The organism is Streptomyces sp. NPDC127092 (assembly GCF_042722475.1).
GTDB lineage: Bacteria > Actinomycetota > Actinomycetes > Streptomycetales > Streptomycetaceae > Streptomyces.
On the sequence record NZ_JBHXFE010000197.1, the window covers coordinates 1 to 420 of the forward strand.

At 76.9% G+C, this 420-nt stretch carries 1 pseudogene; it reads left to right on the forward strand.

The features are described from left to right. A pseudogene (locus ACFWJO_RS38790) lies at positions 1–363 on the forward strand (3-carboxy-cis,cis-muconate cycloisomerase); the annotation flags it as partial. Between the last annotated feature and the right edge of the window lie 57 nt (positions 364–420).

Here is a 420-nt window from a genome sequence, read left to right on the forward strand (position 1 = left end):
GGCGGGGCCGCCGCGCTCACCCATGAGCTCACCGCGGGCCTACGTGTGGACGAGGATCGGATGCGGCAGAACCTCGGCCGCACGGGGCCGGCTCTGGTCTCCGAGCGGCTCATGGCCGAGCTCGCGCCCGTGATCGACGCGGCCGCGGGGCGGCCTGGCGCGGGCCGGGACGCGATCCACACCGTCGTCGACGACGCCCTGGCCGGCCGCGGTGAGTTCGGTGCGCTGCTGCGCGCCGCCGTGCCCGCGTCCGTCGGCGACGACCGCCTCGCGGAGCTGTGCGACCCGGCCGGCTACACCGGCGAGGCCGCCGCGCTGGTGGACCGCATTGTGGCCGCCCACGCCGACCTCACGGCCGACTGAGCCGCAGGACGTCACCCCCTGCGTCGGGCGGACCGCCCTGCCAGGATCGATCAGCAG